Annotated in this window: 23 protein-coding genes; 12 read left to right on the plus strand and 11 right to left on the minus strand. The window is 39.7% G+C overall.

What is annotated here, in order from left to right:
- The first annotated feature begins 13 nt into the window (after nucleotides 1-13).
- From XEN7305_RS21615 to XEN7305_RS21625, 3 genes are all read left to right on the plus strand, one after another.
- On the plus strand, nucleotides 14-2140 hold the full coding sequence (locus tag XEN7305_RS21615; protein ID WP_006511654.1) for a pentapeptide repeat-containing protein: 2127 nt from the start codon (nucleotides 14-16) through the stop codon (nucleotides 2138-2140).
- Between the two features lie 75 nt (nucleotides 2141-2215).
- Nucleotides 2216-2470: an AbrB/MazE/SpoVT family DNA-binding domain-containing protein gene (locus XEN7305_RS21620; protein WP_006511655.1), complete on the plus strand. Its 255-nt coding sequence runs from the start codon at nucleotides 2216-2218 to the stop codon at nucleotides 2468-2470.
- The gene (locus tag XEN7305_RS21625) at nucleotides 2467-2904 is read left to right on the plus strand and encodes a PIN domain-containing protein (RefSeq protein ID WP_006511656.1); all 438 of its coding nucleotides are present in this window, start codon (nucleotides 2467-2469) and stop codon (nucleotides 2902-2904) included. The genes XEN7305_RS21620 and XEN7305_RS21625 overlap by 4 nt, the downstream gene beginning before the upstream one ends.
- Nucleotides 2905-2958: 54 nt before the next feature.
- On the opposite strand, the gene XEN7305_RS21630 is transcribed toward XEN7305_RS21625, so the two are convergent.
- The 3 genes from XEN7305_RS21630 to XEN7305_RS21640 all read right to left on the minus strand — a co-directional run bounded on the left by XEN7305_RS21630 (nucleotide 2959) and on the right by XEN7305_RS21640 (nucleotide 7319).
- The gene (locus tag XEN7305_RS21630; protein ID WP_006511657.1) at nucleotides 2959-5019 is read right to left on the minus strand and encodes a peroxidase family protein; all 2061 of its coding nucleotides are present in this window, start codon (nucleotides 5017-5019) and stop codon (nucleotides 2959-2961) included.
- Between the two features lie 297 nt (nucleotides 5020-5316).
- Nucleotides 5317-6462 carry a citrate synthase gene (locus XEN7305_RS21635; protein ID WP_006511658.1) on the minus strand — a complete coding sequence of 382 codons (1146 nt, stop codon included), beginning with the start codon at nucleotides 6460-6462 and terminating at the stop codon, nucleotides 5317-5319.
- Between the two features lie 188 nt (nucleotides 6463-6650).
- On the minus strand, nucleotides 6651-7319 hold the full coding sequence (locus XEN7305_RS21640; RefSeq protein WP_006511659.1) for a pentapeptide repeat-containing protein: 669 nt from the start codon (nucleotides 7317-7319) through the stop codon (nucleotides 6651-6653).
- A gap of 341 nt (nucleotides 7320-7660) precedes the next feature.
- Here XEN7305_RS21640 and XEN7305_RS21645 point away from each other — a divergent pair, with 341 nt between their 5' ends.
- The 4 genes from XEN7305_RS21645 (at nucleotide 7661) to XEN7305_RS21660 (ending at nucleotide 10604) form a co-directional block, all read left to right on the plus strand.
- Nucleotides 7661-9058 (plus strand): MotA/TolQ/ExbB proton channel family protein, encoded by a 1398-nt coding sequence (locus tag XEN7305_RS21645; protein ID WP_040899052.1) that lies wholly within the window; start codon nucleotides 7661-7663, stop codon nucleotides 9056-9058.
- Nucleotides 9059-9118: 60 nt separating this feature from the next.
- On the plus strand, nucleotides 9119-9577 hold the full coding sequence (locus XEN7305_RS21650; RefSeq protein WP_006511661.1) for a hypothetical protein: 459 nt from the start codon (nucleotides 9119-9121) through the stop codon (nucleotides 9575-9577).
- Nucleotides 9578-9614: 37 nt separating this feature from the next.
- The gene (locus tag XEN7305_RS21655; protein ID WP_006511662.1) at nucleotides 9615-10313 is read left to right on the plus strand and encodes a hypothetical protein; all 699 of its coding nucleotides are present in this window, start codon (nucleotides 9615-9617) and stop codon (nucleotides 10311-10313) included.
- Between the two features lie 66 nt (nucleotides 10314-10379).
- Nucleotides 10380-10604 carry a LapA family protein gene (locus XEN7305_RS21660; RefSeq protein ID WP_006511663.1) on the plus strand — a complete coding sequence of 75 codons (225 nt, stop codon included), beginning with the start codon at nucleotides 10380-10382 and terminating at the stop codon, nucleotides 10602-10604.
- 15 nt (nucleotides 10605-10619) lie between these two features.
- Here the strand turns inward: XEN7305_RS21660 and XEN7305_RS21665 are convergent, their stop codons facing one another.
- The 4 genes from XEN7305_RS21665 to XEN7305_RS21680 form a co-directional block, all read right to left on the minus strand.
- On the minus strand, nucleotides 10620-11864 hold the full coding sequence (locus tag XEN7305_RS21665; protein WP_006511664.1) for a glutamate-5-semialdehyde dehydrogenase: 1245 nt from the start codon (nucleotides 11862-11864) through the stop codon (nucleotides 10620-10622).
- A 4-nt stretch (nucleotides 11865-11868) separates the two neighbouring features.
- Nucleotides 11869-12288: a hypothetical protein gene (locus XEN7305_RS21670; RefSeq protein WP_006511665.1), complete on the minus strand. Its 420-nt coding sequence runs from the start codon at nucleotides 12286-12288 to the stop codon at nucleotides 11869-11871.
- Between the two features lie 202 nt (nucleotides 12289-12490).
- On the minus strand, nucleotides 12491-13096 hold the full coding sequence (locus XEN7305_RS21675; protein ID WP_006511666.1) for a 50S ribosomal protein L25/general stress protein Ctc: 606 nt from the start codon (nucleotides 13094-13096) through the stop codon (nucleotides 12491-12493).
- Between the two features lie 47 nt (nucleotides 13097-13143).
- Nucleotides 13144-14478, minus strand: coding sequence for an adenylosuccinate synthase (locus XEN7305_RS21680; protein ID WP_006511667.1), 1335 nt, complete (start codon nucleotides 14476-14478; stop codon nucleotides 13144-13146).
- 162 nt (nucleotides 14479-14640) lie between these two features.
- Here XEN7305_RS21680 and XEN7305_RS21685 point away from each other — a divergent pair, with 162 nt between their 5' ends.
- Together XEN7305_RS21685 and XEN7305_RS21690 are read left to right on the plus strand one after the other, a co-directional pair.
- A complete protein-coding gene (locus XEN7305_RS21685) occupies nucleotides 14641-15162 on the plus strand; it encodes a DUF2656 domain-containing protein (RefSeq protein ID WP_006511668.1) in 522 nt (173 codons plus the stop codon).
- 275 nt (nucleotides 15163-15437) lie between these two features.
- A complete protein-coding gene (locus tag XEN7305_RS21690; protein ID WP_006511669.1) occupies nucleotides 15438-16433 on the plus strand; it encodes a phosphoribulokinase in 996 nt (331 codons plus the stop codon).
- Between the two features lie 94 nt (nucleotides 16434-16527).
- Here the strand turns inward: XEN7305_RS21690 and XEN7305_RS21695 are convergent, their stop codons facing one another.
- Complete coding sequence (locus tag XEN7305_RS21695) at nucleotides 16528-18165, minus strand: ABC transporter substrate-binding protein (RefSeq protein ID WP_040899054.1); 1638 nt, start codon at nucleotides 18163-18165, stop codon at nucleotides 16528-16530.
- A gap of 90 nt (nucleotides 18166-18255) precedes the next feature.
- Between XEN7305_RS21695 and XEN7305_RS21700 the strand changes: the two genes are divergently transcribed.
- Nucleotides 18256-19197: a 1-acyl-sn-glycerol-3-phosphate acyltransferase gene (locus tag XEN7305_RS21700; protein ID WP_006511671.1), complete on the plus strand. Its 942-nt coding sequence runs from the start codon at nucleotides 18256-18258 to the stop codon at nucleotides 19195-19197.
- 1 nt (nucleotide 19198) lies between these two features.
- Here the strand turns inward: XEN7305_RS21700 and XEN7305_RS21705 are convergent, their stop codons facing one another.
- Nucleotides 19199-19813: a triacylglycerol lipase gene (locus XEN7305_RS21705; RefSeq protein ID WP_006511672.1), complete on the minus strand. Its 615-nt coding sequence runs from the start codon at nucleotides 19811-19813 to the stop codon at nucleotides 19199-19201.
- A gap of 240 nt (nucleotides 19814-20053) precedes the next feature.
- Between XEN7305_RS21705 and XEN7305_RS21710 the strand changes: the two genes are divergently transcribed.
- Nucleotides 20054-20941, plus strand: coding sequence for a DNA adenine methylase (locus XEN7305_RS21710; protein ID WP_040899059.1), 888 nt, complete (start codon nucleotides 20054-20056; stop codon nucleotides 20939-20941).
- Nucleotides 20942-21112: 171 nt separating this feature from the next.
- Here XEN7305_RS21710 and XEN7305_RS21715 read toward each other — a convergent pair whose 3' ends face one another.
- Entirely contained in the window at nucleotides 21113-21937 is an 825-nt protein-coding gene (locus XEN7305_RS21715) for a D-alanyl-D-alanine carboxypeptidase family protein (protein ID WP_006511674.1), read from the minus strand.
- A gap of 56 nt (nucleotides 21938-21993) precedes the next feature.
- Nucleotides 21994-23370 (minus strand): NAD-dependent malic enzyme, encoded by a 1377-nt coding sequence (locus XEN7305_RS21720; protein ID WP_006511675.1) that lies wholly within the window; start codon nucleotides 23368-23370, stop codon nucleotides 21994-21996.
- A 701-nt stretch (nucleotides 23371-24071) separates the two neighbouring features.
- Here XEN7305_RS21720 and XEN7305_RS21725 point away from each other — a divergent pair.
- The coding region (locus XEN7305_RS21725) for a cellulose binding domain-containing protein (protein WP_006511676.1) at nucleotides 24072-24856 on the plus strand (785 nt) is incomplete at its 3' end.

Below are 24856 nucleotides of genomic sequence, written 5' to 3' on the forward strand. Positions count from 1 at the left end.
TACCGATTCGCCTATGACCTCTCCATCTAAGTCCTCTGACCAATCTGAGCATTTTGAAAGTTCTTCTCGGAATATGGAGCAACTATTCCAGAGCTTTGAGATAATTGCCGCTTTAGCAGAAGAAGAAGTCCGCCAGCAGAAAATTCGCGAGGCTTCTGTGGCATTTAAACTATCTGAGACCTCTTATCAGAAACAGTTGCAGAATTATCTTCGCAGTAAAGCAGATCTCACTGCGGAAGAAACCGTGTCTGCTCCTCCAGCGTCGGTATCTCCTTTGCTAAAGCCAGTTTCTCTTTTAGATGCTAAGGTCTCAGATTTTGTAGATTCACTCAAAGAAGTTTCCCTGGTAAAATTAGCAACTGTTTTGGGTGAAAGTGCGCTGCTATTTGCCATGGTGTCTTACATTGTGACTATACCCATACGTCAACAACAAAGAGTTCAGAAAGCTCGGGAAATTCTCCTCCAATCTAGCGATCGAGAATATGACGACTCACGGATTACGGCTCTTAATGCCCTTGATGCTCAATGTGCAGGAAATCCCGGCTTGGTTGCACCCAATGCCCATTTAGCCAACCTAGAAATTCTCGGCTGTCATCGCTGGTCTCTTCGCAATCTATTTAATCAAGATTCTTTCCGTTCTTGGGAACCGATGGATCTATCTTATTCTGTTTTAACAGGAGCCAATCTTAGTAACGCTCAGCTATCTGGCGCTAATCTTGAAGGTAGTGATCTGCGGGGCATAAATTTAAATAAGGCAAATCTCAGCGGCGTTAACCTTCGAGGAGCTAACCTTACAGATGCGGATTTGTCTCGGGCGAATCTCGTCAATGCAGATTTAGAAGGTGCTGTCTTAGATAACGCTAATCTCTATGGTGTTACAGCATCCCAAGCAAACTTTGCCAAGACAAGTTTAGTCAATGCCAAAGCTCTCTGGAGTCATTTTGAAGGAGCCAATTTTTATCGAGCAAGTCTGAAAAAAGCTAATTTTAATCGAGCAAGTCTGAATAATGCGGATTTTTATAAGGTCAATCTTGAAGATGCCTCCCTACGTTTTACAGACTTGCAGGGTCGTACGAGGTTTCTGGGGGCCCAGTTGGGAGGTGCTGATTTTTGGGGAGCGCAATGGGAGAATATCTTTCAAATTAAGCGAGGTCAAGACTGGCAATCAACGATATTAGCTCCTAAATGGGAGAAAAAAGTAACCTTGGGAATGCTAGCCGCATTACGCATTGGTTTAATTAAGCCTCGGGAAAAGAGTAGCTTATTTAAAGCTTATGAGCTGGGGATGCGTCGAGCTGCCAATCGACGAGTCGATATTTGGGGCTTTGATTCTCAAGAAGGTGTTGCGGGGGAAGCGGCAACTATTGACCAGATGATTGAGCTAGGAATGGATGCGGTGATCCTTCGTCCCAATGATCCGGTCGGTTCTTTGCCTGCTCTTAAAAAAGCCAGCGAAGCTGGGCTGGTAATTATCACTGTTGACTCTTGTCTAGAGCGAGAAGTAGCAGAAGATGTGGCGATCGCCTGTTTTGATACAGATAGTGAAAAGATGGGCTATGATTCTGGCATCTATTTGACTAAATGGGTGCAAAAGAATATCGTCCCTCGGCAAACTTCCAAAGCAGAACCAATTCATATCGCACTAGTAGATGGGGCTGTTTATGATCGCAACTATCCCTATCTTCAGGGGATTTTAGCCGCCATAGATAAATCCGGTTTATCCTGGAAAACCCTAGCTTCAGTGGGGGTCACAGATCACTATGATACGGACAAGGTCATAGAGATTTTGGAGGCCTATCCCGACATCCAAATTTTGTGGGGAGGCTCTAATCTAGCAACCAGAGTGGCAGTTGAAGCAGTAGAAATACTTGGTCTTGAGGAGGAAGTTGCCGTATTTGGCATTCTCGATCTTTCCCGAGAACAGGCGGAGCGGCTGTTGGATTCAAGCAACCCCCTCCAGTCGATTATTGATCAATCGGGAGTTCAGACGGGCAAACAGGCCACGGAAAGAGCGATCGCTGTTTTACGTGGAGAAATAGCCGGTGAGGTCTACGAGGAACATATAGTTGAACATAGGCTGCTTACTCAGGATGATACAGAACAGGTACGGCAACTTCTGAATGAAGCTGGTAGCCTTTAAATTAAAAGTATTAATAAAATGCAAAGCATCAACCCATTTGCTATACTAAAACGAGATTAGAAAAAAATACTATAGATGGAACAAATCACCCTCGATCAATTTGGTTGTGTCGAAATTCCTGAAAAAATACGTCAACAATTGGGGATTAACCATGAAACCAAGTTGTCCTTAAAAGTGGAGAATGGTCAACTTATTATTAAGCCCTTAAAATCAGAACTAGAAACCTACTATGAAGATGGAATACTAGTCTTCAAAGCTGAACCAATAGGCAATGCAACAACAATCATTGATGAGTTAAGAACAGAAAGAACTAACGAATTAACATCGTGATAAAGACTTTATTTGATACGAGTGTTTTAGTCGCTGCACTATGGACTAATCACCCCAAACATTCAGCTTGTCTTTCACTATTGAAAAAAGTTAAATCTGGAAATCTTAAGGGAATAATTTGCACTCACACTTTAGCAGAGCTCTATTCCGTTTTGACACGCCTTCCTCTAAAAACTACTGTTTCGCCCCAACTTGCACAACAATTAATAAGAGAAAATTTGGCAGAATTTGAAGTGATTTCTCTCTCTGCTGAAGATTATCAAACTGTCATTAATAAAATGGTAACTTTGAATTTAACAGGAGGAGCGATTTATGATGCTTTGATCACTCAAGTTGTTTTTAAAGCAGAGATAGATCAGTTATTCACTTTAAATCCTAAACATTTCATGCGTCTTGGAGAAGAAATATCACAATTAGTGAAAGTCCCAACATAAAATTAAATTGATTAAGCTGGTAGCTTGTAGTTGTTATCCGTTCAACAATGAAAGTTAAATTAGAGCTTCAAAGGCGACTCCTTCTTCAAGATAAGTATTAGCATATTCAGTCCGAATGACCTCCGCCTCTGTGCCTGTGGCATAAAGATAATTATTAGGACTATTGAGATCGCGGAAACGGTAAAATTCTGTCCCGGCTCCTGCTCCAACACCATAGACAGAGAAAGCCCAACCTTCATAGGTAAAGACATTTGCCAAATTGGGATCATCATTAATGCTATGACGCTCGGCTTCGCCTACATAAAGATAGATTCCGCGATCGCTACGGAAACGATATAAATCAATCAAATCCTCATGGGGTTCGTCAGATACCTTGAAAGCATAACCTTCTTCGACAAAAGTATCGGCATAATTCTCGCGGAGATTCTCGGATTCGGTGTTTCCTACATATAAATAAGAGGATTGACCATCAACAGTTTGGCGAAAACGGAAAATATCAGTATCAAAATCAGGGGCAGATTCTTCAGGCAAAAAGAAGACATTATCTTGAATAACTGTTGTGTCAGTATTCCTGAGAATGATATCTGAAAGACTAGTCTCCTCAATCTCGGTTATTTCCGTAGCAGAAAACTGATTTTCATAGTAAAAGCGATCGCCTTCTCGCAAAGCAATAAACTGTTGTAATAATACAGTCTGTATAGTTTCTCCCACTGACGAACCAGGAAGATGATCCTCGGCCAATAATCCGACAAAAGCATCGATATTATCAATATCTGTATAGAGAGATTCTAATTGATGTTGCAGTTCTTCATTGGAGGTAATCTCATCAAAACTATGAACTGGCTCCAGCCCAAAAGCCTCCCGAATCGTATTATAGTCAGCGAGACCATGTAGTCTACCTCTTTGCAAATTAATGGCAAATAAATCTCTCCCGATCGCATCGGGGCCAAAACGGAATAGTAAATTACGGACATCGTCAATGATTTGAGTATCCACGTTCTGACTCACAGAAGAGGCCACACCACGAAGAATAGGATCGATTCCTGCTTCTTGAACAACATCTGCAGAACGGAAAAAGACTTCTGAGAGGGTAAGATTACCTGCTTCGATAACCTCTCCTTGGGTATCCAAGCGAGGAATTACTGTACTAAGTTGACTATGTCCAAAACGAAAAGCAGCAGAGGCAAAAGTCCGACTAATATTAGGATTGATGCTAGAGTCATAGCCGCTATAGTCAGGAACGGCATCTTCTCCCAGTAAAGATGGTAAGTATTCGTTGTAAATAACAGACTGGTATTGGGCAATATTAATGCTGCGCGCTCTTTGGTAGATTTGTTCGTCATTCCAGTCGGGATGAGCATCATCTAAAAGCTCTGCTAAGCGATTATGCTCTCTCACAAACAGAGTATGCATCGCAACAAGAACAGAGTTTTCATTAGAACGGATATCCCCAGCGACAAATAAACTTGTGGGATCGCCACCTCTAGGGTCATCATTGTCAATCGAACCGTCATTGAAGGGTAATAAATCACCTTCGCTTACTTTAAGCTCTCCGTTCTCAAAGGTTCTTAAAAAATTAGCTCTGTGAGTATCCGAACCATAAATATTAGAGCCATCAATCCAAGAAGTAATATTGTTAGGCAAAAGGCGATAGTTGTCGGGAGAAGTTCCCGTACCGGGAATAAATGCCGAATCTGTTATGGGTATGATGACGGTTCCGGTTTCTTGAGGATCGAGCCAAGGATCTCCTGGGGAGACGGGAATATTGACAGCAATTCCTGCGGCTTCTAGTTCTTCGTTGGAGCCCTCTGGGACTAAGTCCAAGTCATGATCGACAAATTGGCCAAAAGCCCAAATAAAGTTGCTCAAGTTGCGATCGCTCGCGACATCACCTACTTGTAAGGCAACCGCATTACTAATAGTGCGAGGATTGGGGCGATCGCCACCTGATGGAGTAGAATAACCATTGCTATAGTCGGTATTTGCAATATCTAAAAGGGGAGTTCCCGCAGAACCATAATCAAAATGTTGTAGATTATTCCCTATCCCATCGATGGAGCGAACTACAAAATTTTCTGAGTCAAACGGATTATTATCAATAAGGTTATTAGTCATAATATTTTCTTTTTAGATTATAAATTCTCCAAGAAAGTTATTATCTTATTGACTTCCTCCATTTTTTAAACTGTCTTGTTTTAAGTTTTCCAACTAATATAAAAATATTTAAATATTTTTTGTGTTTCGGAAGAGATAATAAGAATCTTGAGTATTTAGTCGATTTATAATATATTTACGACCATAACCGAAAAAAGTTCAGAAGCTATCCTTAAACTTCTGAACCCAAGCAATTTTTATATTGTAGCCATTAAAAATTTACATTTTAATTAATTAAAACCTAAAAAGCTTTATTTATTATCTTTCCTCCATGGGAACATAAAGAGCATTATGTTCTCCTGTGTAAACTTGAGTTGGACGAAAAATACGGTTTACTCCTATTTGTTCTTTCCAATGGGCCAACCAACCAGCGACCCGGGAGATAGCAAAAATAGGAGTAAATAAATCGCTGGGAATACCTAGCTTGCGATACACTAACCCAGAATAGAAGTCCACATTAGGATAAATTCCTTTGGCTCCCAATTCACCTTCTACTACTTTTTCTAGTTCTAAAGCAATTTCATAGTAGCGATCGCTCTCAGTGTCTTTAAATAATTCTTCGGCTAGTTCTTGCAAGGTAGTTGCCCGAGGATCTTTGACCTTGTACACACGATGGCCAAAACCCATAATCTTTTGCTTATTTGCGATCCTCTCTTCTACATAGGAACGAACATTTTCCACTGCACCAATTTCTTCTAACATCACCAACACTTCTTCATTTGCTCCTCCATGAAGCGGCCCCGCTAGAGTACCAACCGCAGAAGCAATCACCGCATAGGGATCGGTTAAGGTAGAAGCTGTTACCATGGCAGAGAAAGTAGAAGCATTAATCGTATGCTCGGCATGCAAAGTTAGACATACATCAAAAATCCTTGCAGCCAAAGGATCAGGAACTCGTTCGGTCAGCATATAAAGGAAATTGGACGCGTAATCAAGTTCATCATTAGGTTGAATCGGATCATTCCCTTTCCTCATTTGATTAAATGCGGCAACCATTGTGGGAATTTTAGCCAGAATCCGAACTACTGCCTTTCTAATATATGCCGGGTCATCAAGAGCACGACGAGAATAAAATAATCCCAAAGCTGCAGCGGAGGTTTGCAAAGCATCCATAGGATGTCCAGTCTCGGGAAAGCATTTCATCATATCTCGAATCCGATATTTAATCCGACGATGATATAAAATCTCTTTTTGAAATCCTTTTAGTTCTTCTTGATTAGGTAATCTCCCCCAAATCAATAGGTATGCAGTTTCTAAAAAAGACCCCTTAGCAGTAAGCTCTTCTATTCTAATACCGCGATATTCCAGGATGCCGCGATTACCATCTACATGAGAAATGCTAGATTTTGTCGCAGGAATCCCTTCTAAACCAGGTTTATATTCACAAAAAAACGTCGTTGTCATAAGTATTTTCTATTCTCACGCAAAAGTATTGTATTTATTTGGTCTATTTTTTTGCATTTGATTTTCCCTAATGCCCTATCTCCCTAATGCCCCATCTCCCTAATTTCCAATCTCCCTAATTACCCATTATTTTAGAGTTTTTCTGGGGACAAAACAGCCCTGGGATATTTTAACGTCAATCTTAGATCTTATTGGCATCCAAGACTGTATCTTGTGGACACTCCCGTCACGGGATTCACTCCTGCGGCTCTTTGGCAAAGAACATAGGTTTGATAGCGATCAATAATTGCTCCAGAAAAATCAGCCCCGGTAATATCTGTATTGTAGAAGTTGGTACTAGTAGCGATTATATCCTGCAAAATCGCATTAGACAAATTTGAGTTACTCAAATCAACCCTATCCATAAAAGAGTTAGTTAAATCGACTCCTGACAGATTTGTATCAGTAAAAATTGCCTTGGTCAAGATAGAATTGCTTAAATCAGAACCTTCAAAATTACTTCCCCGAACATCCGCCGCAGCAAATACTCCCCCCGAGAAATCCCGATGGGATAAATCTTCATTTCTCAGTTCACTATAAGTGTAATTTACCGAATTATCCTGGGCAATAGCTGGTTTTGCGATTCCTAGAGTCCCGATACTGACAACTAAAAATAGCATCAGAGTTAATCCTAATTTCAGCAATTTATTGCCCATCATGTCACCGTCCATAATATTGAAGAATGCTAGAGTTATAAAGCATTTTATAACTTTAGGGCGTCTATCATCGTTGGGGTTATCGTTTTTTGGGATTTGCTGAAGATCCAATCTGGACAACTTGTTTCCAACATTTCCCTTAATTTTGCCAAGTTTTGTCATAATTATCCTTGACCAACTTAAAGCGATCGCAAAACCCAGGCTATTGAGCTTAGAGCTCAGAACCAATAGCTGTTTAAAATACCGATGTTTTTATAAAGGCTTCATCAAGTTTTGGGTCTTTATAATATTTACTTGAAGATTGTATCGATAAATTTACATAACAAAATCTTCGTACTATACTTTGCATAAGCCTTAATTGAAAATTTTAAACTATAGGTTATAAAAAAAAAGAATCAAACACTATGAGTCTAGGCTTTCATTAAAGAGTAATGCCTGGAAAGATTGAGGTAATAAAAAACAATAGAAAAAGCAATCTCTTAGTCCCCTTAAATTTCATAAAAATGCAAAAATTTACTAAAAAAGTTCATAAATTTCAAGGCCAACCCCGTCATCGTAGCTCGAAACGCCAAGAGCTAGAAGTGGGTTTTTTCCTAGTTTCGGCGATCGCAGCTGTGATAGTGGCAATAGCTTATGGCATTTTAATCCCTTTTCGCGAATCAACTATTGGGACTTTATTATATGAGCGAGGATTTACGCAAATCATTGTTATGATTCTCGCGGCAATGGTAGTCGCCACAACGGTCTTAAAATTTCTGAAATTGAAGCCGGAATATCGCTCCCTAACTAAACTTTGGATTGCTGAACATATTCCCTTAGAAAATCCTGGGGCGCCAGAAGTCCTCAATCTTCAAGAGAGATTGGCAGCTGATGGCAGTTTGATTGCAACTCGTTGTAGTCGTGTGTTGGACTCTTATATCAAATCTGGCGATCGCAATAAAGCTACGGAATTTGCCCTTGATGACTCATCTTTTTATCAAAGCGCGTCCGAATCGTCTTATTCAGTGCCAAGAATTTTAGTTTGGGCAATTCCTTTATTAGGTTTTATTGGAACAGTAGTTGGTATTAGTAAAGCTGTTAATGGTTTTTCTGGATTTCTTCAAGATGCGGGGGATGTTGAACAAATTAAAGAGGGAATTGGGACCGTTACAGGTGGCTTGGCTGTGGCATTTGACACTACTCTTTTGGCTTTATTGCTTAGTGTTTTAGTGATGATTCCTCTTGTATTAATCGAACGTTACGAATCTCGTTTATTACTGGGTATTGATATTTTTATCAACGATAAGCTGCTGCCCAGATTAAGAGAAAAGAATCAAAATGTTAACGAAGAGATGATTTCTCATATGGTGGGTGAAGCTATTAACCAACATTTTCCCAATCCTGAAAAATTAATCGCGCCAGCTCATTCCTATGCTGAAAGAGCAGCGAATTCTTTAGCGGAAGGATTTTTAAAAGAAATTGGCAAAGTGCAAGATGTGAGTTCGCAAGTCATCTCCCAAGTGGACGAAGTGAGAGCCCTGGCAAATAAAGATCGTCAAGAATTCATGACGTTTTTCGCTCAACAGCAACAGGTAAACCAACAGGCAATTACACAAATAAAAACAGTTGTCGAGGAGATTAAAAATAAAAATTATGCGATGTCTAATGGCCTTAATGCTCAGGCCAAAGCAATAACTGAAAAGCTGGAAAAAGCTGCCCAAGCTTTCGAAAAAAATATTGTGTCTTTAGATAAAACTGCGAGTAAAATTGTCAGTTCTCAAAAATCACCATCAGGAACAAATAACAGTTTGCTTACCTCAGATAGTCCTTCAGAGTTAACAAAAGTTCTAGAAGGCATTCAACAGCGACTTGCTCTATTGGAGAAAGAACAGATTCAGGGAAGTAGAAATGGCAACTCATGAATGTGATGAGTAGATAGTTCGTTTATTTGACCCATAAAAATTATTTAAAGAAGTAAACTGATGCGTAGGCGTAGTGTTTCTCGACAAACAACAGAAGTCGAGTTATTTCCCTTTCTTTCTATATTGGCTTGTACTATTGGTACTCTAATTCTTTTAATTATTGTCTTGACAACGCAAGCTTTAAATAAACAAGAAGTAACGATTGTTGCTACAACTGAAGGAGAAAATGGAGTTAATAAAAGTAAAAATCCCCGATATATTGAATGCAAAGCTGATGGGGTTGTCCTTTATCCTGGAGAAGAATTCGTCCCTCAGTCGCAGTTAAATAATCCCAATTCCGCCATGACTAAACTGATTGCTCAAGTTCAGGAGAATCGCGATCGCGAATATCTGATTGTTGCTGTCAGATCTAATGGTATTGATACGTTCAATCTGGTAAGAAACCTTGTAGAAGGGGCAAAAATTGATATTGGGTATGAACCCATTGATGCGAATTGGCAACTAAAAGTTCCTGAGTAATTTGATAATTAATTTTTAATGTTTGAGATGAAGAATCATGAGAACTAGAAGAAGACGTCATAATTCCAAGCCCGGCCAAAATTTAGATTCTTTTCTGGATATTTTGACTAATACAGTTGGGGTGTTAATGTTTATTAGCCTCTTTGTAACTCTCATTGCTGTAGAAGCTGACTCTATTGTCAAAACTCCTTTAGCTTCAGAAACTAAAAAGACAGCTCGCTTTTTTGAAATTCGCGAGAATAAAGTTACTTACCTGAATGATCAGCAGGTGGGAGAAGCAATGGATACGGTGGTGGGAAATTTACCTTCTTGTAACAAACCCGATTTTGATCTCGACACAGAGAGCGCATCATATTTGTCAGGAATGCAATTCTATAAGTCTTGTGTGCAAAACCGAGCCAATCGTCTCATCAATTTTCGCACGCAGACGGAATTTTATGATGTAACAATGGTAGACGCCCGAAGTTTCACAATGCGTTACGACCCGATTCCTAATAAATTAGGGGAAAATCCCGAAGAATTTAATCTTGCTGATTCCAAATTCAATCAGGTATTGGCCGAGTTAGATCCCCAGAAGGATTATTTGGCTTTTATCGTTCGTCCTGACAGTTTTTCTTCCTTCCGAGCGGCGAGGGAACAAGCTTGGGGCCAAAATTTTCAGGTGGGCTGGGAACCTCATAAAACAGAAGCTCCTATTGTTTTTGGTTCTGGAGGAAGAGCGATCGGAGTACAGTAGAGATTGAGTAATAAGTAATAAGTAATAAGTAACAAGTAATAAGTAACAAGTAATAAGTAACAAGTCATGAGGGTATTTGCTAATTTCGTTAGTTCTTTGATCTCGGCTATCTGGGTAAGTGCGATCGCGATTTTTTCGATCCAGAACATTCAATTAGTGTCAGTTAAATTCGTTTTTTGGCAATCAATCCAAATTCCGGTGGGGGTATTACTCGCTATTTGTGCAGGCATTGGAATGATTTTAGGGGCTTTCTTGCCTTTATTATGGCCAAGAAATAAAGTCGATTATTAGTGTAATAATTTGAAATCAGCCTTGAACAATTTGTTTTACTGTCGTAAAAGTCTCTAAACCAATTAATCCTTGACGATATCCCTTTTGGTTGGACATGCCTAAGAAAACTCCTTCACCACAATTAGGATTACGACAAAAACGGGGAGAAGTATTAACGTAAATTAGAGCACCGTCGATATTTTGCGCAAACTTACGACTTTCCTCATAAGATTCGGTGGCCAAACAATTTGCATGACCACTGCTGTAGCGATTAATCCAAGAGATTGCATTTGGCAAAGTATCTATATATTTAAAAGCAACTACTCGCTTCAGATAAAACTGTCGCCACTCAGCAGATTTCATAGGTTGTAAATATTCAGGAAAATCTTCAACCAATTGTGCTTCTCCTCGTAGTTGAAAATTTTGCTCCTGAAGACTACTGAAAAGAGATGTTAATAATGAAGACTTAACATTCTTATGAACTAAAACTTTTTCGATCGCATTGACAGCATCTGGTTCTCCTCGATGGCTATCAATAATCATCTGGCGCACTAGCTCCAAATCAGCTGTCGATGACCAATAGAGATAACAATTACCAATAGCAGTCCGCAATACTGGAGCGGTAGCTTGTTCTGTGACCTTGCGAACTAGGCTGGGACGACCATAGGGAATAATCAAATCTAAATAACGGTCTTGTGTCACTAATTCTTGAATCGAAGATTCGCCATCAGGGGAAATATTATTGATACAATCAGGAGGTAAATCGAGCTCAGCTAAGGCATGATGAATTATGTTAGTTGTAGCCTGATTGGAATTAGCAGCAGTGCTACTGCCTCTCAGTATCAGACCATTTCCTGTGGCAATACACATTCCTGCTGCGATTAACGCCAACTCGGGAAAAGCCTCATAAACTAAGGCGATCGTCCCCAATGGTCTTAATTGACTATAGGTTTGACAGGGTTCTAACTGATAAGTTGCTTTGATAAGTTTTTTCGTGGGATCTGCCGACTGAGTTAGTTGCTTTAACAACCCAACTGTTGCTTCCAAGCGTTCGGGTGTTAGCTTTAGCCATTCCACTACCAATTCGGAAACTGCCATTTCGCGACTAATCTCAAGATCTAAAGTGTTGGCTTCCAATACTTGATCAAAACTAGTTTCTAGCATCTGTGCTAGTAGCATGATAACCCTTCTGCGGGTTGAACCAGAAGCCATAGCCAACTGATGAGCAGCTCCTCTTGTTTGTTGGAGAGCAGTTAATATCAAGTTTGAAGAACTATCCATCTTTTTATGTTCTATGTCGATAGGCTATCCAAAGCATTAATCCCACGAATATCATTAGTACAAAGCAGACTATTACGCCTAGCATCATACTAGTCAAAGGAACTCGCTGCAACAATAGGGACAAAAATATTGCCATCAGCATCGGGAACAAAACCATTGTAATCAATAAAGCAGATAGAGTATTTGGGGTTAGTCCTTTATAAAGATTAGACCAACTAGAACCATTCCAATACCAAGCTTTTGTATGTTCAAAAGAAGATAATTGTTCGATTATTTGATAGTTATCTTTAACTACAAAAATTTTCTGGCAGCGATCGCAACCCAGGGCTTCTGTTAAGAAAATAAGATTTAAAGAACCTTTCCGACAAGAAGGGCAAGGGTAATTTTTTTGTAGATCAATTTTACGTATTCTGCGAGGTAGCACTTAATATAATTGAATAAAAATCCAGGATTTAAATATACTAATACTAATATACGCTTGATGTGAATTATTTATGTTAGCTTGGTTACTCTTTTTTGACTCTCGGCCTTTTGATTAATCTATAGTTAGGGGGACGTATTTTATTCTATCCCCCTATTTTCTGAAGGCAATTGAGAATTTTGCCCGTAGTGGGTTTCACTTTGGCTTACTCTTCTGTTGTCATTTCTTCTGTCTCACCCTCATCGGAAAGAGAAAGTTTGGCAGGAGCTACAATTGAAAATAATGTTTGTTCCGCATCATCAAGCACAGTAACACCTTCAGGCAGCACGACATCTCCTACCGTAAGATTGGTGCCGATCTCGAAGTTACTAACATCAACATCAATATGTTCGGGAATCTTATTTGCCGCACAGCTAATGTGTAATTCAGTAAAGATCTGCTCTAAAATGCCACCTTGCTTAATGCCTTTAGCTTCTCCTAGTAACTTAATAGGCACAACTAAGTTTAATTTTTTATCGCCAGCTGCTGAGAAAAAGCTAAGGTGATAAAGAGTTCTTTTCCAAGGATGAGCTTGAACTTCACGAATAATCGCTTTGCCACTCCAAGGGATATCAGGAATGTTTAGATCAACCAATGTGTTGTTAACAGCTGCTTTTTTTAGTAAAGTTTGAGCTTCTTTAGCATTCATCGTCAAGGAGATAGATTCTGCTCCTTTGTGGCCGTATAAAGCAGCAGGAATTAGGCCTTCGCGACGTAAAGCCCTAGATTTACTACCGACCGTTCTTGTTTTACATTCAACAGTAAGAGACATAATTTTTTTACTCAGTGGTTATTGAATTAGGTTTTGGGTTTTATAGTTTAAGCGCTTACTGGTACACCGTCCGCGCCGAGCAAAGCTCTTTTGGGGCCATGAATGGGATCTTCGACAATAATGGTCTGATTACGACCAGGGCCTAAAGAAACAATGGCGATGGGGACTTCCATCAACTCGGCTAAAAACTTAAGATAGTTTAAAGCTTGGGGAGGCAGTTCCTCTAGAGACTGACAATGGGTCGTATCTTGTTGCCATCCTGGAAGAGTTTGATAAACAGGTTGACAATCAGCAAAATCACTAGCATTGCTGGGAAAATGATTGCAAGTTTCCCCATTAATTTCATAGGCAGTACAAACTTTAATCTCTGCAAGTTCATCTAGAACATCCAGCTTGGTAATTGCTAGACAGTCTAGGCCGTTAATACGTACTGCATAACGACCAATCACGGCATCAAACCAACCACAACGACGCTTCCGCCCAGTGGTTGTTCCAAATTCAGCTCCGCGATTGCCCAACTGCTCACCAACATCTCCTGACAATTCTGTAGGAAATGGTCCTTCTCCCACCCGAGTTGTATAGGCTTTAGCAACCCCAATTACTCGATCAATAATAGTCGGGCCAATTCCTGAACCGACACAAGCTCCACCAGCGATCGGATTAGAAGAGGTGACATAAGGATATGTCCCGTGATCTAAATCCAGTAATGTTCCTTGAGCACCTTCAAACAGAATATTTTTTTTCTTTTGTACTGCTTGATATATTTCTAGAGAGCTATCTATGACATAAGGACGTAAATAATCTGCGTATTTCAGATATTCTTCTATCACTTCCTTCTCATCCAGAGGAGGTAAATTATATAGTTTTTCTAAAATTACGTTTTTATAGTTTATTGTCCAAGTAAGTTTTTCGTGGAGGCGTTTCGAATCCATCAAATCTAGAACTCGAATCCCCGTTCTTTCTGATTTATCAGCATAGGTGGGACCAATACCCCTTCCTGTGGTGCCGATCTTGTAGTCTCCTCGTCTCTCCTCTGATGCCATGTCAATCGAACGATGATATGGCATAGTTACATGGGCAGTTTGAGAGATATGAAGATTATCTGTCGTAACATCTAGAGCTTTGAGTTGCTCCATCTCTTCAATCAGAACTTCTGGGTCGATTACTGTGCCCGAACCGATGATACACTGCGTATCTGGGTATAAAATACCCGAAGGAATTAAATGCAGTTTGAACGTTTGCCCAGAAACGACAACCGTATGTCCTGCGTTTACGCCTCCTTGAGAGCGCACTACAACATCCGCCGAGCGACTTAGTAAATCGGTTATTTTTCCTTTTCCTTCGTCACCCCACTGGGCTCCGATAACGATAACGTTAGCCAAGGGTTTATTAAAATTACAGTTTACACAAACTCTGATTATCGTTCTTTTAGGGATTTCATGTCAAGTTTAAAATAAGGGCCGCCAGCGCAAACCCGTCAGAACGCTGAGTCCTTCGAGCTAATTTTCCGTTAGTATCTTTAATTATTGTGTTTTAGCTGCCTTGTGAAGAGAAAGCAAAATTATTTTTTATATTGGGCGATTACCGTGGGTGAATATATGGCAGGGAGAATGTTACTCTCCCACAACTTCGATTTATATGACCAAGTATTTGAAGAATTAACTGGGGAAGAATTTGCCCAAGTATTTATTGATGAACTAAACAGCAAAGAACAGATTGAGGTTGGTTTTATCGATAATCCTCATTGGAATGTGGAAATTCGGTTCTCTATGAGTGAATTTACCCCACAAAAGATTGGCGAACTATGCGCCCAAGCGCTGAAAAAGAAACGTCTACAGGAGAAAACTGAAACGGCAACGATCCCTAACATCCTAATTTTAGCAGGGAAAAAAACCACCCCACCCATTAATAATGCTCCCACTTCCTTACAACCAGGGGAATGGGGTGTCGATGTGGTTGAAACTGCTTCGGTATCAACTTTTTTAACTGCTATTCGCTGGGAGGAACGCATTTATACTCGGGCAGTAGAAAATATATTTAAAATTGAGCTACTAAATGGAAATTAAATGGAAATTAAAGCCTCTCCTATCTCTTGTAGAGGTCGGTAGCATCTGGTAATATTTGTCAAAGAAAGTTAATAGTCAGTATCAAATACTTACGTAAAAATAGCTCAAAGTTGAGTTTAACTAATTTAAATAATCTAAACGTCCTGATTCATATTCTCTCCTTATGTATACCACAAGCAGAGTTGATTGGTCGCAGATAGATTTGTTTAAATGCTGCCAACCTGAGCTAACTTAATAAATAATAGGTTAATCATTTTTTGTAATAGAGGAAAACTATGTCTGCCGATCTTGACCGCGTGGTACTTATAGGAGTTGCGGGAGACTCCGGGTGTGGTAAATCAACATTTCTTCGTCGCTTAACTGACCTATTTGGCGAAGAGTTCATGACTGTTATTTGCTTGGATGACTATCATAGTCTAGACCGCAAGGGAAGAAAAGCAGCAGGTGTTACCGCATTAAATCCTAAAGCCAATAATTTTGACTTGATGTATGAGCAAATTAAAGCTCTCAAAGAAGGTAACGCGATTGATAAGCCAATTTATAATCATGAAACTGGCGAACTTGATCCCCCAGAAAAAGTCGAACCCAATAAAGTAGTTGTCATTGAAGGTCTTCATCCCTTATATGATGCAAGAGTTCGCGAGCTAATTGATTTCAGTGTTTATTTGGATATTAGCGATGAAGTGAAAATCCAATGGAAAATTCAAAGAGATATGGCAGAAAGAGGCCATACCTATGAAGATATTTTGGCTTCTATTGAAGCTAGAAAACCTGATTTCTCAGCTTACATCGAAGTACAAAGAGCATTTGCTGATGTAGTAATTCAAGTACTACCCACTCAGTTGACTGATGATAAAGAGAGCGATTTACTAAGAGTTCGTTTGGTTCAGAAAGAAGGAATCGAAAACTTCGAGACTGCTTATCTGTTTGATGAAGGTTCTACTATTGATTGGAGACCCTGTGGTCGTAAGCTAACTTGTGCTTATCCTGGTATCAAAATGTACTATGGCCCTGATAATATCTTTGGTAATGAAGTTTCTGTTTTAGAAGTAGATGGTCAATTTGACAATCTTGAAGAGATGATTTACATCGAAAGCCATCTTAGTAAAACCGGAACTAAGCATTACGGTGAAATGACTGAGTTGTTGCTCAAGCATAAAGATTACCCAGGTTCCAATAATGGAACTGGTTTATTCCAAGTTTTGGTGGGACTTAAAATGCGTGAAACCTATGACAAACTAACTGTAGCTAAAGAAGCTGTAACTGCATAGAGGGTTCGGTTTCTAGGGTTTTAGAAACACAGATAAGAATTTGCGAGAGCTGCAGTTAGGCTCTCGTATTTTTTTACTGCTAACTGCTAAGCGATCACTGATTAATGGTCCAGAAAGGGAAATTCTGACTGGGATTGATAACGACGCCATTAAGATTATTTTGGGCAAAAGCATAATCTTTAGTTTGCCATAGAGGAATATAAGGAACATCTTCAGCTAGAGTTTTTTGCAACTGAGCAAAGATTTCTTTACGGATTTCGGGGTCGGTTGCTTGACGTTGTTGATTAATTAATTGATTAACGCGATCGCTATAATAAAAAGAACCTCTACTCTCAGCAGCTCCTGCTTGGCAACCTGTCGCTTGTGATCCTTGACTACAACTAAGAAAAGGTTGAATATAGTTATCAGCATCGAGAAAATCAGGGTACCAGTCTACTAACGCCGCAGGATAGACTCCTTTGCTGAGATTGCTAAAGAAAGAAGCCGACTCTACATTACTAGGCACAAATTGCATTAAACCATCTAATTCTTGTTCTACTAAGGCTTTTAAGGTCTCAGCGACAATTCCTCTTGTGATTGATCCCGAAGGATGCCAAATTTCAATAATTGCGGGGTTGCTAGCTGAATATCCCGCTTGGATTAATAATTCTTTCGCTTTAGTAGTATTAGCGTCACCATAAAGAGTTTGTAGCGTAGGTTGATAAACATCAAAGGTCGTGGGGACCAAACTATACAATGGTTCAGCCTGTCCCTGCAAAACTCTTTGGTTAATTAATCCGCGATCTATTATTGCCGCGATCGCCTGCCGAACTTCTGGTTTATTTAAGGGTTCTTGATTAAGATTTAAGACTAGATAATTAACAACTGTTCCCGAACCTTCGATCGCCTGCCATTGTTGTTTTTCTGCTCCAGCGAGTAAATTGGTTATTTGATTGGGATCTAGAGACTGATAAGCAACATCAATCTCCCGAGTACGAAAACTATTAAATAAGTTTGCTGAATTCCCTGCATAAATTTGGAGGTTAATCCCTTCGTTGGACGGTTGATCTCCCCAGTAATTTTCGTTGATATCTAAACTAATAGAATCGCTACTGAACTCTTTCAATTTATATTTTCCTGTGCCAATTAAAGTGTTGGGGTTAAATTTTCCCGAGCCAATTTCATAGGCTTGGGGAGATACCGCACAGGCACCAGGAAAAGCTAGTAGAGCAGGAAAAGCGGCAAAAGGTTGTTTTAAAGTAATCGTGAGTTCATATTCTCCCGTAGCGGTCACTTTATCGATCACATCTGAAAGTAAAAAAGCAGGTTTACCGCCATTACTGATAAAACGATTGAGGGAAAACGCCATAGCCTCGGCATTGAAGGGTGCGTCATCTTGAAAGGTCACTCCCTGACGCAAAGGGATTGTATAAGTTTTGCCATCCTCGCTAATTGTCGGCATAGCCGTCGCGAGTAAGGGTTCAATTTCTGTGGTGCCTAATTTGTAAGTATAAAGACTTTCCCCCACGTTATAAATAATATTTAATCCTGAGAGTTCGTAGCTATCTGCGGGATCAAGAGTTCTTGGTTTGAGCGTTGTCCCAATGGAAATACGATTATTATCGACAGTGGTGGGATTTGTTGACTGGGGTTGATTGCTATTACAGGCGATCGCTAAAGTAATGCAAAGTAGAAATAAACTAATATATTTACTAAATTGGAGAAGGATTCGGAAAAGTCGATTGTGGCTCATATTTTGAATTCTGTCATAGCGCATTGCTTCTGTTCAGGTATAGCACGGAGCTATATTATCAAGATGCCAGGTTTTCTTGCTCTTCCCTTGATGAACAATCGACAACTCCCCACTCTAATCTCTATGATCCAATCTGCGATAATTTGTGCAGAGTTATATCTCAAAGCTTACTATTCGAGCGCCAACACACTCACTGGTTGGTCGTTGGATGATCGAGATCCTCAGATAATTGAAAAATTAATACCTTTTTTTGACTGGATATATAAAAATTATTTTCGAGTGCAAACCGATGGCTGGGAAAATATTCCCAAAACAGGCAAAGTACTACTGATAGGCTCCCATAATGGAGGATTGGCAGCTCCTGATACCGTTATGATGACTTATGATTTGTTCCAAAAATTTGGCACGGATCGCTTGGCCTACGCTTTAATGGAACCCAAAATTTGGCAAGTACTACCGGGTTTGGCTCGCTTGGCAACCCAAGTTGGCACAATTCAACCCCATCCTAAGCTGGCCAGGGCGGCACTACGTCGAGGTGCTGCTGTTTTAATCTATCCCGGTGGAGCAAAAGATGTATTTCGACCCTATTCTATGCGCAACAAAATCTATTTCCACGGTCATAAAGGATTTATCAAACTAGCCTTGCAAGAGGAAGCTTCAATTATTCCGTTTATTTCCTATGGAGCTCATTCTACCTTGATTGTCCTGGCAGATATTTATCCCCAATTGAAACAATTACATAAGTTGGGGATGCCCTGGTTGGGGGATATCGATCCTGGGGTATTTCCGATTTACTTGGGCTTGCCTTGGCTGGTTGCCTTTGGACCCTTGCCGAATATTCCTTTGCCTGTGCCATTGCATACTCGGGTCTGCCCTGAGATCACCTTCGAGCGCTCTGGGGAAGAGGCAGCTCGCGATCGCAAATATGTTAATCATTGCTACGATCTCGTTTGTGAACAGATGCAACGAGAACTAGATCGATTGGTTCAAGAAGAAACAAATAAGTCTAGCGGCAAAACATGTTGGCCTTAAATTAAAATCCACTAAAAGCCTTCAGTACTGTCTTTTGAACTCTAGAGTTATTCATCATGAAACTGTGCATGACTGGTAGTTTGACTATATGATCCTGAGCTGATAGGCGAGTTTCACTGAGCGAGACAATCCCATCATTGAGTTCATCTCCAAAGGGACTCCAGATACCTCTGGGACCAACCGTCCCTGCTATTATTGTGTAGGTCGATTCAATGCCTGGAAGAGAGGCAAAAAAAGCTGGATCAGTTAAGTTAAACCCACATTGACCTGTCCACCATCTAAAAGGCGCTATTCGCCAAGCCTGAGTTGCCAAACGAGGTAATTGATTTGGGGTGCCCAGCATAACAATGTGATGAGGCTTTGCAATAGCATCTGAGCCGAGAGCTGCCCGCGTCAATAAGCCGCCGAGAGAATGGGCGATAATCCCATAAGGTCCTTGGTTGGCCAGTTCTTGGAGGCGCATTCGTAATCGCACAACTATACGATCAAAAGTTTCCGAAAAAGCTAGATAGCTAAACTGTTCAGTTTTCCATCCCGTTTTTTGTTGTAAATACCATTCAAGACTGAGCAGTGATAAGGGTGTTCTACTAAGTCCATGAATTAACAATATCTTCATCACTATTCTTTAAGGTTTCTATCTATATTGTATGAGGTTAATTTTTAATAATTAATTTTGACTTTTGAGTGTTCAGTTCTCTCTAGATAAAATAGTGAAGTAACATGAGATGAGTATAATTAAACTATTAGACTAATGTCTTAGTTGGCTTGCGATCTCGAAGAGATCCGCTTTGTGGTCCCCACAGGACCAGAATTTTTGTACTCACAACATTTCGCTTTTCACGAAGATATTTATAAAATGCCGGATCAACAAGCAAAACCATTTTTGAAATGGGCTGGAGGCAAAACGCAATTATTAACAGTTATTGGCTCTGAATTTTATTATAAAAATAATGATCAATTTATTTATGTTGAACCATTTGTCGGCAGTGGAGCTGTCTTATTTTGGGTTTTAAATAACTATCCTAATTTGGAGAAAGTCATTATTAATGATATCAATATTGATTTAACCAATGCTTATCAGACAATTAAGACAAATATTAAAGTTCTCATTGATATTTTAGAGAAATGGCAAGCAGAATATCATGCTTTTTCTAGTAAGCAAAAGTTAAAAAAAGAATATTATTACGCCAAAAGAGCACTATTTAATCAAAGAATATGTCGAGAAATTGAACAAACAGCATTGTTTATTTTTTTGAATAAAACCTGCTTTAATGGATTGTATCGAGTTAATAAAAAGAATGAATTCAATGTACCTATCGGCAGTTATACAAAACCATTGATTTGTGACAAAAATAATCTAATAGCAGTCAGTAAAGCTTTAAGGAATGTTGAAATATTGCATGGTGATTTTGCAAAAACTCTTATTTACGCAACAGAAAATAGTTTCTTTTATTTTGACCCGCCCTATAAACCCTTAAGCAACACATCAAACTTTAATTCCTATGCCAAGACTAGGTTTAATGATGATGAACAAATAAGACTTAAGAAGTTTTGCGATCAACTGGATTTGTTGAAATCTAAGTGGATGCTAAGTAATTCTGATGTTAAAGGAAAAAATCCTGAAGATAATTTTTTTGATGAATTGTACCAAAGCTATCAGATAAATAGGGTTCTTGCTCGCAGAAGTATTAACTCCAAGGCTTCTCAACGAGGACAATTAAGCGAACTTTTGATTACAAATTGACTGGGCTTAAAATATAATTTTTTTCAACCTAAAACCTACCACCTAAAACCCAACACCAGTCTTGACTAGACTATAGATTACTAAGTCTTGTTTGCAATTTTCAAACTCGCGCCGTTCCTTAGATGAGTGAAAGATGTGTGAAACTTATCCGAAGGTGTATCCTTTAGGGCATCAGGGTCGCTCGTCAATTTTCAATTCCAATTTCCGTGCCTTATAAAAAGTTTCCAGGCTTGTGCGATCGCCAACAAACCGCCAATGCCAAGGTTCATAACTAATTCCTTGGGGATTATCGGGGGGAAAAGATAATTCAAAACTATAACGAGCCGCATTTTGTTCTAACCAACGAAAAGCAGCAGTATTGGCAAATTTGGGACTAACATTAACCGCAGGAACCTTGCCATCTCCAATATCGATCGCGTAACCGGTATGATGTTCGCTATAACCAGGAGGCGCACTCACTTCTGCTCTCTTGGTAGCATCCTGGACTCTTTGTTCTTTGATATTAAAAAATAAATAGTCTTGATCCTCTACCGAGCGAAATCCCGAGATAGCAGTCAAAATTATGCCCTGATTTCTGGCCGCTGCCTGCATTTGCTGGAATTTAGCGGCGGCTGCTTTATGCAAGCGAACACTGCCATCAGCGGTGACCGGTGATAATTCTGATTCAGCAACCTGTTCATAGGGCAAATGTCCTAAAATATTATCCACTTGGGCGACTTCTGCAACCTCTGGTTCTGACACTTCTGAATTAGATTCTGAGGTTATTGGCTCGTCGGGAATAGATTCAGGAGTCACGACTTCCTCGGAAATAGACTCAACTATTGGGTTGTCAGAGCGAACTACAAAAAACAGCAACCCTGCGATCGCAGCCAGGACAACTCCCCCCAGACCCAGCCATAGCAAAGGAAACCGTGAAGAACTTTGGGTAGCAATAGTTTCCCTGGTTGCTTCAGGAATATCTGGAATGTCTGGGATATCTGGAGTATCATCGAGCATTATTCTAACGACTCATAACTGTTTACTGATAACTGATAACTGATAACTGATAAAGTTTACTGCTGGTGGATAACCGAAGAGACTGCATTAGCCACAGCCTTAGAAACCCTAGGATCGAAGACCGAAGGAATAATATGTTCTCGATCCAAATCCTTGTCGTCAACTAAAGCTGCGATCGCCTTGGATGCTTCCAGATACATATTAATCGTAATTTCTGTCGCTCGGCAATCGAGAGCACCACGGAATATTCCCGGAAAAGCTAAAACATTATTGATTTGATTGGGATAATCACTGCGTCCTGTTGCCATAACTGCCACATCATCATAAATCAGCTCTGGCTGAATCTCAGGAATGGGATTGGCCATGGCAAACACGATCGCATCTCTGGACATAGAATAGATCATCTCTGGATTAACAACTCCTGGTGCACTCAGCCCCAAGAAAACATCAGCACCATCCAAAGCATTAGCCAAATTGCCAGCTTTAGCGGTAGCAAATTCTTTTTTTTGTGGATTAAGATCTTCGCGTTCTTGAGAAATAATCCCTTTGGAGTCGCAAAGGGCAATGGTTTTGGCTCCTGCTTTTTTTAATAATCGAGCTACCGCAATCCCTGCTGCCCCGGCACCATTAATCACGATCCTAATCTCTTCTAGATCCTTGCCTACTAGTTTTAGAGCATTATACAAGGCAGCTAAAACCACGATCGCCGTCCCATGTTGATCATCGTGAAATACGGGAATATTTAGTTCTTCTTTGAGTCTTTTCTCAATTTCAAAACAACGAGGTGCGGCGATATCCTCAATATTAATCCCCCCGAAAACTGGCGCAATATTTTTGATGGTCTCAATAATAGTTTCTGTATCCTGGGTATCCAGGCAAATGGGAAAAGCATCTAATCCGGCGAACTCTTTAAATAATAAAGCTTTGCCTTCCATGACGGGCAATGCCGCTTCGGGTCCCAAATTTCCTAGCCCCAATACTGCACTACCATCAGTTATAACTGCGATTGTATTACTCTTGATTGTTAAGGCAAAAACCTGTTCGGGCTCAGATGCGATCGCGCGACAGATTCTGCCCACCCCAGGAGTATAGGCCATAGCCAGATCTGATTGAGATTTGAGGGGTAGTTTACTCTCAATACTGATTTTTCCTCCCTGGTGAATGGCAAATGTGCGATCACTATAGCTGATTACCTTAACTTTGGGCAGGCTTTCTAGCGCCAGAATAATTGCTTCGGCATTCTCATCACTAGAAGCATCTACTGTAAGTTCTCGTTGCGTGTATTTGTGATTTCGCTGTAACAGGGAAATATCGCCTAAACTTCCCCCTTTAGATGCGATCGCACTCATAACTGAGGCTAAAGTCCCAGGTCGATTGGGAATTTCAATCTGAATTTTTAAACTAAAGCTCGAACTAGGATTTAAACTTACCATGCCACAATCGAGTAATTTGATAGGGAAACAACAACAATCTTTATCTTAAACTGATTTTTCTTCATAGATCATTTCCTTCATGTAATGTCTTTGTAAGATAATTATTGAAAAATTCGTCTTTTTTGCTCTCCACATGATTACGGGAACTATATCTCTCCTTAATATTCAAGAGTCACAATCAAGTATTTACAACCTAGTAAATCCCGAATTTTCATCTTTCCTTTAAAAATTTTGTAGTGTAGTTACGGGCATTTTTGCCAATCAAAAACTATTGTCAACTTTTTCTCCTCAGAAGCGCGATCACAAAGTTAAGATATTACAAATACCTCTTGAAATATTGAGTATTTCTAGAGAAAATCTTAATTTATTTGCAAAACATTAATTGCTCTTTATTTTTTCTTAGTAATTGATATCTTGAGATCCTTGTTTATTAGAGATCAAAATCACAATTAGACAGTGATTGTATAGATTCACTTGTGATCTAAAACATCATCAATCATGATTGAGATCCTTGATCGCGATTCATCTAGTTTTAAACACTAATAGAGCAAGAAAAAGTATTTTATAATTCAGCATTTGCTCCCAAGACTTATGTATTATAAGCAAATTATAAAGGGAATGAAGTTGAGAACAAAAGCAAATATTTTTTAAGCATCAAAATATTCTTTCAACAGTTTTCTTTGTAAGCAAAAGCAAAAATCATGACAAATAAGATAAAATACACATTCCAAACTAGATCTTGGGAAAATGGATTTACAGGCATTCTAAAGGTAAGAAATAAAGGAAAAGCTGTCGATTCATGGCAAGCTGTCTTGGAATCGGAATATGCGATTAATCAGCAAGATGGAGACTATGAAATCCTGGGAGCTGAAATAATTAGTGAAGAAGTTCTCGCTGATGGTACCTACCGCTATATTGTTGAACCCCTTGACTATAATGCAGCTTTAGACAATAAAGAATCTGTTTTTATTACCTTTAATGCTGCTTGGGATGCAGAAGAAATTCCCGAATTTAATAGTATTATTTTTAGTATTCCAGAAGAACCAGTAGTCGAGCCTCCGGTAGAGCCTCCCGTAGAACCTCCCGTAGAACCTCCCGTAGAGCCGACAAGTGATGGCGAAATTGAGGTTGATATCAAAATCGATCCCTGGTCTCATAACTCTGGTGCTACTGTGCATCTAGAAGTAGAAAATGTAGGAGAATCAGAAATCTCCGGTGCTGAAATTAAGTTTAGATCTGATTTTGCCATTAAAGACTTAGATACTGATATTTGGAGTGCCCGAATTATTAGTGAAACTCCCATCGACGGACAATATGAGTATGTGCTGGATTTGGATTGGAATGAGGATCTAGCTCCTGGAGAAAAACATTCCTTCGGCTTTAATACTTTAGATGCTACTCCTGAATTTGAATATATTACTTTGAATGATGGCTCGGCACCACCTACTCCTCCAGTTGTTGAACCTCCAGTTGTTGAACCTCCAGT

It is taken from the genome of Xenococcus sp. PCC 7305 (genome assembly GCF_000332055.1).
Taxonomy (GTDB): domain Bacteria; phylum Cyanobacteriota; class Cyanobacteriia; order Cyanobacteriales; family Xenococcaceae; genus Xenococcus.

What these genes read in the sequence shown, in the direction of transcription:
- XEN7305_RS21615 (WP_006511654.1), top strand. Translation starts at nt 14, where the DNA reads ATGACCTCTCCATCTAAGTCCTCTGACCAATCTGAGCATTTTGAAAGT.
- XEN7305_RS21620 (WP_006511655.1), top strand. Translation starts at nt 2,216, where the DNA reads ATGGAACAAATCACCCTCGATCAATTTGGTTGTGTCGAAATTCCTGAA.
- XEN7305_RS21630 (WP_006511657.1), bottom strand. Translation starts at nt 5,019, where the DNA reads ATGACTAATAACCTTATTGATAATAATCCGTTTGACTCAGAAAATTTT.
- XEN7305_RS21635 (WP_006511658.1), bottom strand. Translation starts at nt 6,462, where the DNA reads ATGACAACGACGTTTTTTTGTGAATATAAACCTGGTTTAGAAGGGATT.
- XEN7305_RS21640 (WP_006511659.1), bottom strand. Translation starts at nt 7,319, where the DNA reads ATGACAAAACTTGGCAAAATTAAGGGAAATGTTGGAAACAAGTTGTCC.
- XEN7305_RS21645 (WP_040899052.1), top strand. Translation starts at nt 7,661, where the DNA reads ATGCAAAAATTTACTAAAAAAGTTCATAAATTTCAAGGCCAACCCCGT.
- XEN7305_RS21650 (WP_006511661.1), top strand. Translation starts at nt 9,119, where the DNA reads ATGCGTAGGCGTAGTGTTTCTCGACAAACAACAGAAGTCGAGTTATTT.
- XEN7305_RS21655 (WP_006511662.1), top strand. Translation starts at nt 9,615, where the DNA reads ATGAGAACTAGAAGAAGACGTCATAATTCCAAGCCCGGCCAAAATTTA.
- XEN7305_RS21660 (WP_006511663.1), top strand. Translation starts at nt 10,380, where the DNA reads ATGAGGGTATTTGCTAATTTCGTTAGTTCTTTGATCTCGGCTATCTGG.
- XEN7305_RS21665 (WP_006511664.1), bottom strand. Translation starts at nt 11,864, where the DNA reads ATGGATAGTTCTTCAAACTTGATATTAACTGCTCTCCAACAAACAAGA.
- XEN7305_RS21675 (WP_006511666.1), bottom strand. Translation starts at nt 13,096, where the DNA reads ATGTCTCTTACTGTTGAATGTAAAACAAGAACGGTCGGTAGTAAATCT.
- XEN7305_RS21690 (WP_006511669.1), top strand. Translation starts at nt 15,438, where the DNA reads ATGTCTGCCGATCTTGACCGCGTGGTACTTATAGGAGTTGCGGGAGAC.
- XEN7305_RS21695 (WP_040899054.1), bottom strand. Translation starts at nt 18,165, where the DNA reads ATGAGCCACAATCGACTTTTCCGAATCCTTCTCCAATTTAGTAAATAT.
- XEN7305_RS21700 (WP_006511671.1), top strand. Translation starts at nt 18,256, where the DNA reads ATGAACAATCGACAACTCCCCACTCTAATCTCTATGATCCAATCTGCG.
- XEN7305_RS21705 (WP_006511672.1), bottom strand. Translation starts at nt 19,813, where the DNA reads ATGAAGATATTGTTAATTCATGGACTTAGTAGAACACCCTTATCACTG.
- XEN7305_RS21710 (WP_040899059.1), top strand. Translation starts at nt 20,054, where the DNA reads ATGCCGGATCAACAAGCAAAACCATTTTTGAAATGGGCTGGAGGCAAA.
- XEN7305_RS21715 (WP_006511674.1), bottom strand. Translation starts at nt 21,937, where the DNA reads ATGCTCGATGATACTCCAGATATCCCAGACATTCCAGATATTCCTGAA.
- XEN7305_RS21720 (WP_006511675.1), bottom strand. Translation starts at nt 23,370, where the DNA reads ATGGTAAGTTTAAATCCTAGTTCGAGCTTTAGTTTAAAAATTCAGATT.